This window comes from Pseudomonas sp. 8Z, from assembly GCF_902506535.1.
Classification (GTDB): domain Bacteria; phylum Pseudomonadota; class Gammaproteobacteria; order Pseudomonadales; family Pseudomonadaceae; genus Aquipseudomonas.
In genome coordinates this window covers 1,223,892-1,238,912 of sequence record NZ_LR733827.1, presented here as the reverse complement: position 1 = coordinate 1,238,912, position 15,021 = coordinate 1,223,892, and the positions used below count along the sequence as shown (strand labels likewise).

The 15,021-nt window shown below is 60.0% G+C and carries 17 protein-coding genes; 15 read left to right on the top strand and 2 right to left on the bottom strand.

The features are described 5' to 3' along the window. The first annotated feature begins 12 nt into the window (after positions 1 to 12). From AERO9A_RS18625 to purT, 3 genes are read left to right on the top strand one after another with little or no spacing between them, the layout of a single operon-like run. Entirely contained in the window at positions 13 to 537 is a 525-nt protein-coding gene (locus AERO9A_RS18625) for a gamma carbonic anhydrase family protein (RefSeq protein ID WP_159973404.1), read from the top strand. After that, the gene (locus AERO9A_RS18620) at positions 530 to 724 is read left to right on the top strand and encodes a DUF1289 domain-containing protein (protein WP_159973403.1); all 195 of its coding nucleotides are present in this window, start codon (positions 530 to 532) and stop codon (positions 722 to 724) included. The genes AERO9A_RS18625 and AERO9A_RS18620 overlap by 8 nt, the downstream gene beginning before the upstream one ends. A 21-nt stretch (positions 725 to 745) precedes the next feature. Further along, positions 746 to 1,927, top strand: coding sequence for a formate-dependent phosphoribosylglycinamide formyltransferase (gene purT, locus AERO9A_RS18615; RefSeq protein ID WP_159973402.1), 1,182 nt, complete (start codon positions 746 to 748; stop codon positions 1,925 to 1,927). Between the two features lie 122 nt (positions 1,928 to 2,049). Here the strand turns inward: purT and AERO9A_RS18610 are convergent, their stop codons facing one another. Both AERO9A_RS18610 and AERO9A_RS18605 read right to left on the bottom strand, forming a co-directional pair. Further along, the gene (locus AERO9A_RS18610; protein ID WP_159973401.1) at positions 2,050 to 3,336 is read right to left on the bottom strand and encodes an HlyC/CorC family transporter; all 1,287 of its coding nucleotides are present in this window, start codon (positions 3,334 to 3,336) and stop codon (positions 2,050 to 2,052) included. A 10-nt stretch (positions 3,337 to 3,346) separates the two neighbouring features. Then, complete coding sequence (locus AERO9A_RS18605) at positions 3,347 to 4,147, bottom strand: inner membrane protein YpjD (protein ID WP_159973400.1); 801 nt, start codon at positions 4,145 to 4,147, stop codon at positions 3,347 to 3,349. A 155-nt stretch (positions 4,148 to 4,302) separates the two neighbouring features. Between AERO9A_RS18605 and ffh the strand changes: the two genes are divergently transcribed. From ffh to AERO9A_RS18545, 12 genes are all read left to right on the top strand, one after another. Next, entirely contained in the window at positions 4,303 to 5,682 is a 1,380-nt protein-coding gene (gene ffh / locus AERO9A_RS18600) for a signal recognition particle protein (protein WP_159973399.1), read from the top strand. Positions 5,683 to 5,866: 184 nt separating this feature from the next. Next, a complete protein-coding gene (gene rpsP, locus AERO9A_RS18595) occupies positions 5,867 to 6,118 on the top strand; it encodes a 30S ribosomal protein S16 (protein ID WP_009403592.1) in 252 nt (83 codons plus the stop codon). Positions 6,119 to 6,126: 8 nt separating this feature from the next. Further along, positions 6,127 to 6,663 carry a ribosome maturation factor RimM gene (rimM, locus tag AERO9A_RS18590; protein ID WP_159973398.1) on the top strand — a complete coding sequence of 179 codons (537 nt, stop codon included), beginning with the start codon at positions 6,127 to 6,129 and terminating at the stop codon, positions 6,661 to 6,663. A 5-nt stretch (positions 6,664 to 6,668) separates the two neighbouring features. Beyond that, positions 6,669 to 7,412, top strand: coding sequence for a tRNA (guanosine(37)-N1)-methyltransferase TrmD (gene trmD / locus AERO9A_RS18585; protein WP_178111158.1), 744 nt, complete (start codon positions 6,669 to 6,671; stop codon positions 7,410 to 7,412). Positions 7,413 to 7,454: 42 nt separating this feature from the next. Next, positions 7,455 to 7,805, top strand: coding sequence for a 50S ribosomal protein L19 (rplS, locus tag AERO9A_RS18580; RefSeq protein WP_003246155.1), 351 nt, complete (start codon positions 7,455 to 7,457; stop codon positions 7,803 to 7,805). Between the two features lie 173 nt (positions 7,806 to 7,978). Further along, positions 7,979 to 8,875: a site-specific tyrosine recombinase XerD gene (gene xerD, locus AERO9A_RS18575; protein WP_159973397.1), complete on the top strand. Its 897-nt coding sequence runs from the start codon at positions 7,979 to 7,981 to the stop codon at positions 8,873 to 8,875. 147 nt (positions 8,876 to 9,022) lie between these two features. Continuing rightward, the gene (locus tag AERO9A_RS18570; RefSeq protein WP_159973396.1) at positions 9,023 to 9,751 is read left to right on the top strand and encodes a thioredoxin fold domain-containing protein; all 729 of its coding nucleotides are present in this window, start codon (positions 9,023 to 9,025) and stop codon (positions 9,749 to 9,751) included. 102 nt (positions 9,752 to 9,853) lie between these two features. Beyond that, entirely contained in the window at positions 9,854 to 11,158 is a 1,305-nt protein-coding gene (locus tag AERO9A_RS18565) for a homoserine dehydrogenase (protein WP_159973395.1), read from the top strand. A gap of 57 nt (positions 11,159 to 11,215) precedes the next feature. Next, positions 11,216 to 12,625 carry a threonine synthase gene (gene thrC / locus AERO9A_RS18560; RefSeq protein ID WP_159973394.1) on the top strand — a complete coding sequence of 470 codons (1,410 nt, stop codon included), beginning with the start codon at positions 11,216 to 11,218 and terminating at the stop codon, positions 12,623 to 12,625. Positions 12,626 to 12,986: 361 nt separating this feature from the next. After that, on the top strand, positions 12,987 to 13,607 hold the full coding sequence (locus AERO9A_RS18555; protein WP_159973393.1) for a YjfI family protein: 621 nt from the start codon (positions 12,987 to 12,989) through the stop codon (positions 13,605 to 13,607). A gap of 14 nt (positions 13,608 to 13,621) precedes the next feature. Next, a complete protein-coding gene (locus AERO9A_RS18550) occupies positions 13,622 to 14,317 on the top strand; it encodes a PspA/IM30 family protein (RefSeq protein WP_159973392.1) in 696 nt (231 codons plus the stop codon). A gap of 60 nt (positions 14,318 to 14,377) precedes the next feature. Further along, positions 14,378 to 15,019, top strand: coding sequence for an OB-fold-containig protein (locus tag AERO9A_RS18545; RefSeq protein ID WP_159973391.1), 642 nt, complete (start codon positions 14,378 to 14,380; stop codon positions 15,017 to 15,019). Positions 15,020 to 15,021 lie beyond the last annotated feature (2 nt).

Sequence of the window (15,021 nt, the reverse complement as noted above, 5' to 3'; positions counted from 1 at the left end):
GGAATGCCGCTCATGAAATATCGTCTGGGAAATGCCCGTGTCGACGCTCATCCCGAGAGTTGGGTGGCGCCGAGCGCTGATTTGATCGGCAAGGTGCGTCTGGAGGCTGGGGCCAGCGTCTGGTTCGGTGCCGTGCTGCGCGGCGACAACGAGCTCATCCATATCGGCGAGAACAGCAACGTGCAGGACGGCAGCGTCATGCACACCGACATGGGCTTTCCACTGACCTTGGGCAAGGGCGTCACCGTCGGCCACAACGTGATGATGCATGGCTGCACGGTCGACGATTACAGTCTCATCGGCATCAATTCGGTGATCCTCAACGGCGCGAAAATCGGCAAATACTGCATCATCGGCGCCAACAGTCTGATCCCCGAGGGCAAGGTAATTCCCGATGGCAGCCTGGTGATGGGCAGTCCTGGCAAGGTGGTACGCGAGCTGAGCGAGCAGCAGAGGAAGATGCTTGAGGCCAGCGCCGCTCATTACGTTCATAATGCGCAGCGCTACGCCCGAGAGTTGGTTGTTGACGATGAATGACGAGAAACCCGTGCGCTCACCCTGTGTGCACGTTTGTGCGTTGGACGAGCAGGATATTTGCCTGGGCTGCCAGCGCACGGCTGACGAAATCACCCGCTGGGGCCGCATGGACAATGCCGAGCGCCGCGTGGTGCTGCAACACTGCCTGGAGCGCGCTCGTGCTTCAGGTCTTTTAATGCCTACCTGATTCACTGTTCGAGGAATCCTCATGCCCCGTATTGGAACCCCTTTGTCGTCCTCCGCGACCCGTGTACTGCTGTGTGGCTGCGGCGAGCTTGGCAAGGAAGTGGTCATCGAGCTGCAGCGCCTGGGCTGCGAAGTCATCGGCGTGGATCGCTACGCCAATGCGCCGGCCATGCAGGTTGCCCATCGCAGCCATGTGATCGACATGCTCGATGGCGCCGCTCTGCGAGCGGTGATCGAGAAGGAGCAGCCGCACTACATCGTGCCGGAGATCGAGGCCATCGCCACCGCCACGCTGGTTGAGCTGGAGGCCGAGGGTTTCAACGTGGTGCCGACCGCGCGTGCCGCGCAACTGACCATGAACCGCGAGGGCATTCGCCGCCTGGCGGCCGAAGAGCTGGGCCTGCCGACCTCGCCGTATCATTTCTCCGACAACTTCGAAGACTACGTCGCAGCGGTCAAGTCTGTCGGTTACCCCTGCGTTGTTAAACCGATCATGAGCTCTTCCGGTAAGGGCCAGAGCGTGCTGAAAAGCGACGCTGACCTGCAGACGTCCTGGGATTACGCTCAGGAAGGTGGCCGCGCCGGCAAGGGCCGGGTGATCGTCGAGGGCTTCATCGATTTCGATTACGAAATCACTCTGCTCACCGTACGCCACGTCGGCGGCACCAGCTTCTGTGCGCCGATTGGCCACCGCCAGGAGAGCGGCGACTATCAGGAGTCCTGGCAGCCGCAGGCGATGAGCGCTAAGGCGCTGGCCGAGTCCGAGCGTGTTGCCCTGGCGGTGACCGAGGCGTTGGGTGGTCGCGGCCTGTTCGGCGTCGAACTGTTCGTCAAAGGTGATCAGGTGTGGTTCAGCGAAGTATCACCGCGTCCGCACGACACCGGCCTGGTGACGCTGATCTCTCAGGATCTGTCCGAATTTGCCTTGCATGCACGCGCCATTCTCGGCCTGCCGATCCCGGTGATTCGCCAGATGGGGCCTTCGGCTTCGGCGGTGATTCTGGTTGAAGGCAATTCGCAGCAGGCCAGCTTCTCCAATCTCGGCGCTGCGCTGAGCGAGGCGGATACCGCCCTGCGTTTGTTCGGTAAGCCCGAGGTCAAGGGGCAGCGCCGTATGGGTGTGGCACTGGCGCGCGATGAGTCGATCGAGGCCGCGCGTGAGAAGGCGCTGCGCAGCGCCCGAGCGGTAAACGTCCAGTTGTGATGTGTGCGCTGGCATGAACGGTATGGCTGGTTCTGCTGCTTTGCAGAACCGGTCCATGAGATAGCGCCTGATCAAGGGGTATCTCGCCGCGCGACTGGGCAGTGGTTGTTGTCACCGTCTGATCAGTCGGTTGTTTCTGTTTCCAGGCTGATTTGTTCTGCCAGCCAGACTCGCACGCTTTTGACTCGGTTTTCTGCCGCTTGGAGAATCTCTAGGCGGTAGGGGCCGATCTTCAGGCAAACCGGGCTGTCAGGAATGCTCTCCAATGCTTCGGTGATAAGGCCATTCAAGGTCTTCGGCCCGTCGCTGGGCAGATGCCAGCCAAGGGTCTTGTTCACTTCGCGAATGTAGGCCGCGCCATCGATGACCTGAGTGCCGTCGTCCTGCGGGTGGATGTCGGGGCTGCGCAGGCTGTCTTGATTGCTGAAGTCGCCAACGATCTCTTCGAGGATATCTTCCAGGGTGACAATGCCGATCACGTCGCCGTATTCGTCGACGACGATGCCGATACGACGTTTTTCCTTTTGGAAGTTGATCAGTTGCGTCGACAGCGGTGTGTTCTCGGGGATGAAGTACGGCTCGTTACAGGCCGCCAGCAGGCTCTCGCGGGTTAGCTGGTGGTGGCTGAGCAGGCGGGCGATCTGGCGCATGTGCACCACGCCTTCGATCTGGTTGATGTCATTGCGATACACCGGCAGTCGCGTGTGGTGAGTGGTGCGCAACTGTTCGATGATGGTTTCCAGATCATCTTCGAGGTCGATGCCGGCTACTTCATTGCGCGGGATCATGATGTCGTCAACCGTGACGCGCTCCAGATCGAGAATGCCCAGTAGCATGCTCTGGCGATTTTCCGGCATCTCCGGGCCGGATTCGCGTACCACACTGCGCAGCTCTTCAGTAGACAGGCTATCGCTGGCGCGTTGCGATGGATCGACGCCTATCAGGCGCAGTAGCAGGTTGCTCACGGCGCTGGTCAGCCATACTGCCGGATACAGCAGGCGCAGCAGGAAAACCAGAATATGGCTGGCAGGAAAGGCGACCAGCTCGGGGCGTAGTGCGGCCAGCGTCTTTGGCGTGATTTCACCAAAGATCAGTACGATGACGGTGAGGCCTGCAGTGGCAATGGCAATCCCGGCTTCGCCCCACATTTCCACCGCCAGTACCGTGGCGATGGAGGCGGCGAGGATATTCACCACGTTGTTACCGACCAGAATGGTGCCGAGCAATCTATCCGGGCGTTCGAGCAGGCGCGAAACGCGGCGAGCACCCTTGTGACCCTCTTTGGCCAGGTGCTTGAGGCGATAACGGTTGAGGCTGAGCATGCCCGTTTCGGAGCTGGAGAAGAATGCCGAGCAAAGAATCAGGAAAATCAGCAAGCCGAGCAACTGGCTCGAATGAAAGTCATCCATGACGACCGCCTCAGATGTGCAGGATGAATTCGCGTACCAGCTTGCTGCCGAAGTAGGCCAGCATCAGCAGGCAGAACCCGGCTAGGGTCCAGCGAATGGCTTTGTGGCCGCGCCAGCCGAGTTGGTGGCGCCCCCACAGCAGCACGGCAAATACCACCCAGGCGAAACAGGACAGGATGGTTTTGTGCGCCAGGTGTTGGGCAAACAGGTCATCGATGAACAGCGCGCCGGACAGCAGCGACAGCGACAGCAGCACCCAGCCGGCCCAGAGAAAGCCGAATAGCAGGCTTTCCATGGTTTGCAGTGGGGGGAAATTGCGGATCAGACCCGAAGGATGTTTGTTCTTCAGTTGGTGATCCTGCAGCAGTAGCAGGACGGACTGGAACACGGCGATGGTAAGCATGCCGTAAGCCAGAACCGAAAAGAGAATGTGGGCGAGGATGCCAGGGTGCTCATCGATGGGCTGGATAGTGCCACTGGGCATGAATTCGGCGCTGAGCACTGTCAGCGTGCCGAGCGGGAATAGCAGCAGAAGCAAGTTCTCTACCGGGATGCGCAGGCAGGCCAGCAACGTCAGGCCGATTACTGCGCAGGCGATCAGGCTAGCGGCATTGAAAAAGTCGAGATTGAGGCTGCCGTTCTGATTGAGTTGGTAGAACAGGCTGGCAGCGTGTAATGCGAGTGCGAGTACGCCCAATAGCGCTAGCAGGCGTTTGTCGACGATGCTGCGCTGAGTCAGGCGCAGGCCTTGATAGGTGGCGGCGCCTGCATAAAGGAAGGCGGCGGCTAGGCTGGGCAGCAGAGGGTGCATAGATCCGTAGAGGGCGAGCCCGAAAGGCGCTGAGTGTGGCACACAACGCGGTCGTCACGAAAGACCGCTGGCGGTGTCGGCGGCAAGTGGACTTCGTTATAATCCGCGGCTTGTCGCATGCCCGCTGTGTCGGGTCAGACCTCAAAGGAACGCGCATGTTCGAAAATCTTACCGACCGCCTGTCCCAGACGCTGCGTAATGTCACGGGTAAGGCCAAGCTCAGCGAAGACAATATCAAAGACACCCTGCGCGAAGTTCGTATGGCGCTGCTTGAGGCCGACGTGGCCTTGCCGGTGGTCAAGGACTTCGTTGGCCGGGTCAAGGAGCGTGCCGTTGGCACCGAGGTGTCCAAGAGCCTGACGCCAGGCCAGGCCTTCGTGAAAATCGTCCGCGCCGAGCTCGAAGAGTTGATGGGGGCGGCCAACGAGGATCTGGCGCTCAACGCTGCGCCGCCCGCCGTGGTGCTGATGGCGGGTCTGCAGGGGGCGGGTAAGACCACCACCGCCGGCAAGCTGGCCAAGTTCCTCAAGGAGCGCAAGAAGAAGTCGGTGTTGCTGGTTTCCGCAGACGTATATCGCCCGGCGGCGATCAAACAGTTGGAAACCCTGGCCGGTGACCTGGGCGTCACCTTCTTCCCTTCCGATGCCAGCCAGAAGCCGGTGGATATCGCCAATGCGGCGATCCGTGAGGCCAAGCTCAAGTTCATCGACGTGGTCATCCTCGATACTGCTGGTCGTTTGGCCGTAGATGCCGAGATGATGGCCGAGATCCAGGCGCTGCACGCGGCGGTTAAGCCGGTTGAAACCCTGTTCGTGGTCGACGCCATGACCGGGCAGGACGCCGCCAACACCGCCAAGGCCTTCAGTGACGCACTGCCGCTGACCGGTGTGGTGCTAACCAAGGTCGACGGTGATGCCCGTGGCGGTGCTGCGCTGTCGGTGCGTCACATCACCGGCAAGCCGATCAAGTTCATTGGTATGGGCGAGAAGAGCGATGCGCTCGAGCCCTTCCACCCGGATCGTATCGCTTCACGCATCCTCGGCATGGGCGACGTACTCAGTCTGATTGAGCAGGCCGAGCAGACCCTCGATCGCGAGAAGGCCGAGAAGCTCACCAAGAAGCTGAAAAAGGGCAAGGGCTTCGACCTCGAAGACTTCCGTGATCAGCTCCAGCAGATGAAGAACATGGGTGGGCTTGGCGGCTTGATGGACAAACTGCCGTCTATCGGTGGGGTCAACCTGTCACAGATGGGCAACGCTCAGGGCGCTGCCGAGAAGCAGTTCAAGCAGATGGAGGCGATCATCAATTCGATGACGCCTGCCGAACGGCGCGATCCAGATTTGATCAGTGGTTCGCGTAAAAAACGCATTGCCCTTGGTTCCGGCACTCAGGTGCAGGACATCGGGCGGCTGATCAAGCAGCACAAGCAAATGCAGAAAATGATGAAGAAATTCACCGCCAAGGGTGGCATGGCCAAGATGATGCGCGGCATGGGTGGCATGCTCCCAGGCGGTGGTGGGATGCCGAAATTCTAGAAAGACAGCGTCAAGCTATAGGCCTCAAACCGCAAGAAAGAGCTGCTGTCTGGAAATCTGCTTTTACTTGTAGCTTGTGGCTTGAAGCTTGCCGCTTTTGCTCATAGAATATGCGGCCTTTCGGGCCCAGGCCCATTTTTAATGTGTGCCTCAAGTTAGCACCGACAACAGGAACGATGTTCTCATGGTAACTATTCGTCTCGCTCGTGGCGGCTCCAAAAAGCGCCCCTTCTACCACCTGACCGTGACCAACAGCCGCAATGCGCGCGACGGTCGCTTCGTAGAGCGTATCGGTTTCTTCAATCCGATCGCCTCGGGTGCTGAAGTCAAGCTGTCCGTCAACCAAGAGCGCGCTACCTACTGGCTGAGCCAGGGTGCACAGCCGTCTGAGCGCGTTGCTCAGCTGCTCAAGGAAGCTGCCAAGGCTGCTGCCTAAGCACTTGTATGAGTAAGACGCCGGCCGTAGCCGAGGATCTGGTGGTTCTCGGCAAGATTGTCTCGGTGCACGGCGTCAGAGGGGAGGTCAAGGTGTATTCCTTTACCGATCCTATCGATAACGTGCTCGATTACCGAAGCTGGACGCTTAGGCGTGACGGTGAGGTAAAAAAAGTGGAGCTAGCCAGTGGCCGCCTTCAGGGTAAGGTACTGGTCGCCAAGTTGAAGGGTCTGGATGATCGCGAGATCGCGCGTACTTACGCCGAATTCGAGATCTGTGTGCCGCGCAGCGAGCTGCCGGATCTGGATGATGGTGAGTTCTACTGGTACCAGTTGCAGGGGTTGAAGGTCATCGATCAGGCGGGGCAGTTGCTCGGTGTGGTCGACCATCTGCTCGAAACTGGCGCCAATGATGTGATGGTGGTCAAGCCTTGCGCGGATAGCCTGGATGATCGCGAGCGCCTGTTGCCCTATACGGAGCAATGCGTGCTGGTGGTGGATCTGGCATCTGGCGAGATGCGGGTCGACTGGGATGCGGATTTCTGATTGCCATGCGCGTCGAAGTCATCACCCTGTTCCCTGAAATGTTTGCTGCTATCGGCGAGTACGGTATCACCAGTCGCGCGGTGAAGCAGGAACTGCTCCAGCTCAATTGCTGGAACCCGCGGGACTATACGACGGATCGACACCATACAGTGGATGACCGCCCTTTCGGCGGTGGCCCAGGCATGGTGATGAAGATAAAGCCTCTGGAAGATGCTCTGGCTGGTGCCAGAGAAGCTGCCGGGGATGCAGCGAAGGTGATTTACCTGTCGCCGCAAGGTCGCCAGTTGAATCAGGCGGCTGTTCGCGAGTTGGCTCAGGAGCAGGCTCTGATCCTGATTGCTGGTCGCTATGAAGGTATCGACGAGCGTTTCATTGAAGCGTATGTCGATGAGGAATGGTCGATTGGCGACTACGTCCTGTCCGGCGGTGAGCTGCCGGCCATGGTGCTGATCGATGCGGTGACGCGCCTTTTGCCTGGTGCATTGGGTCATGCCGATTCGGCCGAGGAGGACTCCTTTACGGATGGCCTGCTCGACTGCCCGCACTACACCCGCCCGGAGGTGTATGCGGATAAACGTGTTCCTGAAGTGTTGCTTAGTGGCAATCACGAACACATCCGGCGCTGGCGTTTACAGCAGTCCCTTGGTCGGACCTGGGAACGTCGCGCTGATCTTCTGGATAGCCGCTCGCTTTCTGGAGAAGAGAAGAAGCTGCTGGAGGAATACATCCGCCAGCGGGACGATAGTTAACGTATCGATGGCAGGCCGGGAGGCTTGTCTTAGGAGCGCAGCATGACCAACAAGATTATCCAGATGCTCGAAGCTGAGCAGATGAACAAAGAAATCCCGACTTTCGCACCGGGCGACACCGTTGTCGTGCAAGTGAAAGTGAAGGAAGGCGACCGTCAGCGTCTGCAGGCTTTCGAAGGCGTCGTTATCGCCAAGCGTAACCGCGGCCTGAACAGCGCTTTCACTGTGCGTAAGATCTCCAGCGGTGTTGGCGTCGAGCGTACCTTCCAGACTTACTCGCCGCTGGTCGACAGCCTGAGCGTCAAGCGTCGTGGTGACGTGCGCAAGGCCAAGCTGTACTACCTGCGCGACCTGTCCGGCAAAGCCGCGCGCATCAAGGAAAAGCTGTCCTAAGTTCGGATGCTTTCCAGGAAAAAGCAGCCTTCGGGCTGCTTTTTTCGTTTCTGTGGTCGCCGTGATGCTTGTGATGTTCGTCAGGCATAGTGCAGGTGGTGTCTCGCTCATTGGATCTCCCTATCTCTGCTGTGCTGTGGAACACTGGGGGCTCATTTCGGCATGAGTTTTCGATGGCAACATTACCTGACCCCTTGATCGAGCGTTTTCTTGAGGCGCTGTGGTTGGAGAAGGGGCTTTCCGCTCACACCCAAGCTGCCTATCGCAGTGATTTAGAGCATTTCAACGGCTGGCTCGATGAGCGTGGTCTCGCTTTGCGGGGTATCGGTCGTGATGCCATTCTCGACCATCTGTCTTGGCGACTAGAGCGGGGCTATCAGGCGCGCTCCACGGCACGCTTTCTCTCCGGCTTGCGCGGTTTTTACCGGTTCCTGCTGCGCGAGACGCTGATCGCTGAAGATCCGACGCTGCAAGTTGAGTTGCCGCAGATCGGGCGGCCGCTACCCAAGTCGCTTTCCGAGGTGGATGTCGAGGCGCTGCTGCGGGCGCCGGATCTCGAAGACCCTATAGGGTTGCGTGATCGCGCGATGCTCGAAGTGCTTTATGCCTGCGGCTTGCGCGTTAGCGAGCTGGTCGGTCTGACTCTGGAGCAGGTCAATCTGCGTCAGGGTGTGCTGCGGGTGTTCGGCAAGGGCAGTAAGGAACGCCTGGTGCCCTTGGGTGAAGAGGCCATTGCTTGGATCGAGCGCTATAGTCGCGAGGCGCGCCCGTTGCTGCTCGGAGGTAAGCCCAGTGATGTGCTGTTTCCCAGCCTGCGTGGCGAGCAGATGACTCGGCAGACCTTCTGGCATCGGATCAAGCATCAGGCGCGTGTGGCAGGGATCGCCAAGGCATTGTCGCCGCATACGCTGCGTCATGCCTTTGCCACGCACCTGCTCAACCATGGCGCCGATCTGCGTGTGGTGCAGATGTTGCTGGGTCATAGCGATCTGTCCACCACGCAGATCTATACCCATATCGCCCGTGCTCGCTTGCAGGAGTTGCATGCTCGGCATCATCCCAGGGGCTGAGTTGGAACATCCGGCGTGGCGCAGACTCGAAGTGAACAATCCGTCAGCTTGTTCACACCGCTGGCGCCGCGCTGCGCTGCCTGCATCTGCTTATATGGTAGGCTGTGTCGATTACGTCGCTCGTCTCGTCGTTTGACAGGAGTATCCATGTCCCCAATTCGTCTTTCCGTCGCCCTGGCTTTGGCATGGGGTAGCAGTATCAGCCTGGCCGCCGACCCGGATCAGGCCATTCGTCAAAGTTTGAAGTCATTGGATGCTGATTTGCCGATCGAGGCTATCGCCGAGAGCCCGATGACGGGCATCTTTCAGGTTCAGCTCAAAGGTGGGCGTCAGCTCTATACCAGCGCCGACGGTCAGTTTCTGATTCAGGGGTATCTGTTTCAGGTCAAGGATGGCAAGGCGCTCAACTTGACCGAGATGGAGGAGAGTCGCTCGGTCGCCAAGGAAATCAACGCTATTCCTGCTCAGGAAATGGTGGTTTTCGCGCCTAAAGAACCCAAGACGCATATCACTGTGTTTACTGATACCGACTGTGGCTATTGCCAGAAGCTGCACAGTGAGGTGCCGGAGCTTAATCGTCTTGGTGTCGAGGTGCGTTACGTGGCCTTCCCGCGCCAGGGGCTTAACAGCCCGGCAGCCAAGGAGTTGGCCAGCGTCTGGTGCGCCAAGGATCGCCAGGCAGCGATGAATCTCGCTAAGACCCGTCAGGATGTGCCAGAGGCCGATTGCGACAATCCGGTCGCCAAGCAATACGAGTTGGGGCGGATGATTGGCGTCAATGGCACGCCTTCAATTGTTCTCGCTAATGGCAAGATGATTCCGGGCTACCAGCCCGCGCCGCAGTTGGCCGAGATTGCGCTCGAATCCAACAATTGATCCTTGGATTGACTAACAAACAGCCGCTTCGTAATGTGCGGCTCTTTTCTGCGGCCGGGGCATGCTCCGGCCGTTTCGTGCAGCGCTGATGGGGAGTTGAGTGTGAAGCCGGTGAAAGTGGGCATCTGTGGGTTGGGCACCGTCGGTGGCGGTACGTTGAATGTACTCAAGCGCAATGCCGAGGAGATTACTCGGCGCGCCGGTCGCGGCATCGAGATCGCTCAGATCGCCATTCGTTCGCCCAAGCCGCAGTACGACACCACCGGCATTGCCATGACCAGCGATGTGTTCGAGTTGGTCAACAACCCCGAGATCGACATTGTCATCGAGCTGATCGGCGGCTACACCCTGGCCAAGGAGCTGGTGCTCAAGGCCATCGAGAATGGCAAGCATGTGGTCACCGCTAACAAGGCGCTGATCGCCGTGCACGGTAACGAGATCTTCGCCAAGGCGCGCGAGAAGGGCGTCATTGTCGCCTTCGAAGCCGCTGTGGCCGGCGGTATCCCGGTGATCAAGGCGATCCGCGAGGGTCTTGCGGCCAACCGTATCAACTGGTTGGCCGGCATCATCAACGGCACCGGCAACTTCATCCTCACCGAGATGCGCGAGAAGGGTCGTGCCTTCGAGGATGTGCTCAAGGAAGCGCAGGCACTGGGTTACGCCGAGGCTGATCCGACGTTCGACGTCGAAGGCATCGATGCCGCGCACAAGCTGACCATCCTGGCGTCCATCGCCTTCGGCATCCCGCTGCAGTTCGACAAGGCCTATACCGAAGGCATCACCAAGCTGACCACGGCCGATGTGAACTACGCCGAGGCGCTGGGCTATCGCATCAAGCACCTGGGTGTGGCTCGTCGCACTGAGGCCGGCATCGAGCTGCGCGTGCACCCGACGCTGATTCCGGCCGACCGTCTGATCGCCAACGTCAACGGCGTGATGAACGCGGTGATGGTCAATGGCGATGCGGTTGGTAGCACCCTGTACTACGGTGCTGGCGCAGGCATGGAGCCGACTGCCTCTGCGGTGGTGGCTGACCTGGTGGACGTGGTGCGTGTATTGACCTCCGACCCGACCAATCGCGTGCCGCACCTAGCCTTCCAGCCGGATGCGCTGTCCGATCACCCGATTCTGCCTATCGAACAGAGCGAGAGTGCTTACTACCTGCGTATCCAGGCCAAGGATCATCCGGGCGTGCTGGCCCAGGTGGCGAGCATCCTCTCCGAGCGTGGCATCAACATCGAGTCGATCATGCAGAAGGAAGCCGAGGAGCAAGACGGCTTGGTGCCGATGATCCTCGTGACCCATCGCGTGGTCGAGGCGCGTATCATCGAGGCCATTGCCGCCATGGAAGCGCTGGATGGCGTGACCTCGCCGGTCATGCGTCTGCGCGTCGAACAGCTCAACTAATCCCGTGTCCATCCGCAGGTTTCGCCCTGCGGATGCTGCAGAACGAAGGTTTATCCCATGCGCTATATCAGTACCCGTGGCCAGGCGCCGGCCCTGAATTTCGAAGACGTGCTGCTGGCTGGCCTGGCCAGCGATGGCGGCCTCTACGTGCCGGAGAATCTGCCGCGCTTCACCGTCGAGGAAATCGCTTCCTGGGCAGGCTTGCCGTATCACGAGCTGGCCTTCCGGGTAATGCGCCCGTTCGTTGCCGGCTCCATCGCCGATGCCGATTTCAAGAAAATCCTCGAAGAAACCTACGGGGTGTTCGAGCACAACGCCGTCGCGCCACTGCGTCAACTGAACGGCAACGAGTGGGTGCTGGAGCTGTTCCACGGCCCGACCCTGGCGTTCAAGGACTTCGCCCTGCAACTGCTCGGCCGCCTGCTCGATCATGTGCTGGCCAAGCGCGGCGAGCGCGTGGTGATCATGGGCGCTACTTCCGGTGACACCGGCTCGGCGGCCATCGAAGGCTGCAAGGCCTGCGACAACGTCGATATCTTCATCATGCACCCGCACAACCGCGTGTCCGAGGTGCAGCGCCGGCAGATGACCACTATCCTCGGCGAGAACATCCACAACATCGCCATCGAAGGCAACTTCGATGACTGCCAGGAGATGGTCAAGGCCAGCTTCGCCGACCAGGGCTTCCTCAAGGGCACCCGTCTTGTCGCGGTCAACTCGATCAACTGGGCGCGGATCATGGCCCAGATCGTCTACTACTTCCACGCCGCGCTGCAGCTCGGCGGGCCGGCGCGTTCCATCGCCTTCTCGGTGCCGACCGGCAACTTCGGCGACATCTTCGCCGGTTACCTGGCGCGTAACATGGGCCTGCCGGTCAGCCAACTGATCGTCGCCACCAACCGCAACGACATCCTGCACCGCTTCATGAGCGGCAATCAGTATGTGAAAGAAACCCTGCACCCGACCTTGTCGCCGTCCATGGACATCATGGTCTCGTCCAACTTCGAGCGCCTGCTGTTCGACCTGCACGGGCGTAATGGCGCGGCTATCGCCGGCTTGATGGATACCTTCAAGCAAGGTGGCGGCTTCAGCGTCGAGGAAGATCGCTGGGTCGAGGCGCGCAAGCTGTTCGATTCGCTGGCGGTAAATGACGAGCAGACCTGCGAAACCATCACCGAGGTATACAAGGAGTGCGGCGAGCTGCTCGATCCGCACACTGCCATCGGCGTGCGCGCCGCGCGTGAGTGCCGTCGCAGCCTGGCTACGCCGATGGTGGTGCTGGGTACCGCGCATCCGGTCAAATTCCCCGAGGCGGTGGAGAAGGCCGGCATCGACGCCGTTCCGGCGCTGCCGGTGCACCTGACTGATCTGTTCCAGCGCGAGGAGCGCTGCACGGTGTTGGCCAACGATCTGAAGACCGTGCAGCAGTTCGTTGCGGCTCACGGCAATCGTGGCAAGCCGCTTTGAGGTTTTCCGCCTCGATCAAACCGGCGCCCTAGTGGCGCCGGTTTTGTTTATGCGGCATGCAGGTTTGGCTTATAGGCGTTGCTGCGTCTTTTCGGTGGGTTTGGTGCTGTCATAACTGCGACGTGGTTAGCGTTTTTTTGCGTGCGATGCCCTGGCTGCTGCGGTTTAATTCGTCACCTCGCGAATGGAAGCGTTCTGGTCGAATCATGGATGAGTTTCTCTGCTCCCTTTCTCCTTATCTTTTCATCATGTCGGCGCTTTGCTCTCGGGGTGTTGCCTGCGCGGCTATCTGACGAACGGCGTCACATTTATCACATGTGATTGCTTTACGGATTACATGTAAGAAACTAGTCTGCACGTCATGGACAGCAAATCATCAGCCCATTACCAGCGTCTTTATCGTCAGCGCCTGCGTGAGCAGGGGCTGGTGAAGAAGGAAGTCTGGATCTTGCCCGAGCACGCGCCGCTTCTGCTCGCGTTCGAGCGAAAACTGCGCCAGCCACAGTCGCTGCTGGCTTCGATGGAGAAGGAGGAGGGTATGAACATGCCTCAGGTTTGGACTGCCAAGGGGCTGCATGAAGCCCTGGTGGCAACGGAACTGTTCCAGAACGGCCAGGCTGGCATCGAGCTGATCGAGGGCGCCGACGCCAGCCTACACATCACCATGCGCGAATACGGTGATCTGCCACTGTTCGTCGCCGTATTCGGCGAGCAGATCATCGTCGAGGCGCTGCTCTGGCCGGCGGCGGACGTGAAAGATGCCGCTGCCTTCAACGAAGAAGTGTTGCGCACCCACAAGCTGTTCCCGCTGTCGTCCATCGGCCTGGAAAGAACGGCTGACGGGCGCGACTGCTACACCATGTTCGGTGCGCTGAGTGCCTATTCGAGCCTGTCCGACGTGGTGTTCGAGATCGAGCTGCTGGCGGACAACGTGATCAAGGCCACCGAAGCCTACGAAGGCTTCCTCAAGTCTGGCGCCTGAGAGGAGATAGGACGATGAATGTCTGGAGCAAATTGCTGACGGCGCTGCGTGGTGGCGCCAATGAAATGGGTGAGGCGGTGGTCGATAGCCAGGCCCTGCGCATCCTCGATCAGGAAATCCGCGACGCCGACGTCGAGCTGCGCAAGTCCAAGGAAGCGCTGGCCGAGATCATGGCCAAGCACAAGCTGGCCAGCGACAAGGTGAGCAAGAGCGCGGCGAGCATCGCCGAGTACGAGCAGTACGCGCTCAAGGCGCTGGAAGCGGGCAACGAAACCTTGGCCAAGGAAGTGGCCGAGAAGATTGCCAATCTGGAAATCGAACAGGCCAGCGAGCGCGAGCAAGCCGAAGGTTTCGCTGCCAGCGTGGCGCAATTGCGCAAGGCCGTGACCCAGGCCGAGGGCAACATCAAGCGTCTCAAGCAGCAGGTGGATACGGTCAAGGCCACCGAGAGCGTGCAGAAGGCGCAGATGGCCGTGGCCCAGCGCTACGGTGGCTCGCAAGCCAAGCTGCAGACGGCGGTTGAGTCGCTCGAACGCATCAAGCAGAAGCAGGCCGAGCGTGCGGCACAGATGGAGGCTTCGGCCGAGCTGGCCGCCACCAGCGCGCCGGACGATTCGCTAGAGGCCAAACTGCGTGCCGCCGGCATCAAGGCTGACAACGCCAGTGCCGACAGCGTGCTGGCGCGCCTGAAGGACAAATCCAAGGCTTGACCCTGGTGTGAAAAACACGGGGCCTTCGCGCCCCGTTTCCCTGGTTCGGGAAAGGAAAAAATGGAACTCTTCCTGCAGACGTCGCTGTCATTCCCCACCGCCATCTACAGCTTCCTGCTGTGCGTGGCGGTCATTTATTGGCTGGTAGTCGCCGCCGGCCTGCTCGAGGTCGACCTGCTCGACATCGAGGCCGACTCGGTGATGGAAGGCAGCGGCCAGACCGAGGGCCTCGCCGGCCTGCTCTACAAGCTCAAGCTGGATGGCGTGCCGGTCACCCTGGTGCTGACGCTGCTGTTCTTCTTCGCCTGGTTCATCTGCTACTTCATCGAACTGTGGCTTTTGCGCCATCTGCCGTTGGGCATTCTGCGCTACCCGCTGGGGTTGGTGGTTCTCGCTTGCGCCTTCGTCGTGGCAGCGCCGTTGTGCGCGGCGATCTGCCGGCCGTTGCGCCCGTTGTTCCACAAGGTCGAGGCGATCAGCAGCAAATCTGTGCTGGGCCAGGTGGCGGTGGTGCGCAGCGGGCGTGTCACGGCCAGCCATGGCGAGGCGGTGCTGGAAGACGGTGGCGCCGGGTTGATCCTACGCGTGCGCGCCGACGAGGCGCTGGGCTTCAAGCGTGGCGACCGTGTGGTGCTGCTGGAGTACCTGGCGGCCGAGCATGCCTATCGCATCATCACTGAAGAAGAGTTCCGTGGCGTCTAGCC